Origin of the sequence: Streptomyces sp. DSM 15324 (genome assembly GCF_001514285.1) — a bacterium.
Classification (GTDB): Bacteria; Actinomycetota; Actinomycetes; order Streptomycetales; family Streptomycetaceae; genus Streptomyces.
On sequence record NZ_KQ949052.1, the window covers coordinates 10,011 to 11,303 of the forward strand.

1 protein-coding gene is annotated in these 1,293 nt (G+C 72.2%); it reads right to left on the bottom strand.

The window, feature by feature from the left end; genetic code table 11:
• Nucleotides 1–1,293, bottom strand: a 1,293-nt coding sequence (locus AQJ58_RS40010; protein ID WP_324613868.1) for an acyl carrier protein, incomplete at both ends; no start/stop codon positions are given.

Consider the following 1,293-nt stretch of genomic DNA (forward strand, 5'->3'; position numbering starts at 1 on the left):
ACCCTCCGACCACGCCGTGCCGTCCGCGCCGTCCGAGAACGCCTTGCACCGGCCGTCCACCGCGAGACCCCGCTGCCGCGAGAACTCCACGAAGGTGTCCGGCGTGGACATCACGGTCACACCACCGGCCAGGGCCAGGTCGCACTCACCCGAGCGCAGCGCCTGCGCCGCCAGGTGCAGGGCGACCAGCGACGACGAACACGCCGTGTCCACCGTCACCGCGGGACCCTCGAAACCGAACGTGTACGCGATACGACCCGACGCCACACTGCCGGTGTTCCCGGTCATGAGGTAACCGCCCGAGTCGAGCTCGCCCGACCGGAGGAAGGAACCGTAGTCCTGGGCCATGGCGCCGGCGAAGACACCGGTACGGCTGCCGCGCAGGGTCGCCGGGTCGATGCCCGCACGCTCCAGGACCTCCCAGGACGTCTCCAGCAGCAACCGCTGCTGCGGGTCCATCGCCAGCGCCTCACGCGGCGAGATCCCGAACAGCGAGGAATCGAACAGGGCGGCGTCGTAGAGGAAACCGCCCTCACGGACGTAGGTACGACCGGGCGTACCCGGCTCCGGGTCATAGAGGCGATCGAGGTCCCAGCCACGGTCGGACGGGAAGTCGCCGATGGCGTCCCCGCCCTCGCTGACCAGCCGCCACAGATCCTCCGGCGAACCGACCCCACCGGGGAACCGGCACGCCATCCCGACGATCACCACCGGATCGTCGGTCACACTCGTCGGCGCGGGCAGTGCCGACGCCGTGTCGACGGCATCGGGCCCGCTGTCCTCCACCAGTTCCGCGAGCGCGAAGCGGGCCACGTCGGCCGGGGTCGGGTAGTCGAAGACCAGCGTGGCGGGGAACCGCATGCCGGTCGCCGCGTTCAGCCTGTTGCGCAGTTCGACCGAGGTGAGCGAGTCGAAGCCGAGATCCTTGAAGGTGTGGTCCGCGTCCACCTGTTGCGTCGACTGGTGCCCGAGCACCGAGGCGGCCTGCGTCGAGACGAAACCGCGAAGGAAGCGCTCACGCTCGCCGGCCGGGAGCGCGAGCAGCCGCTGCCGCAGGCTCGTGGCCTCGCCCGCCGTCCCGATCCCGGCCTTGCGGCGGCCGTGACCGCGCACCAGGGCGCGCAGCAGCGGGGCCACGTCCTCGGGTGCCCGCCGGCGGAGCGCCGCGATGTCCATGTGGACCGGCAGCACGCCGGCCCGTTCCAGGCCCGCGCCCAGGTCCATCGCGGTGTCCAGCAGGCCGAGGCCCTGGGCGGGCGCGAGCGGGAGCATCCCGTTTCGCTCCAGGCGCCG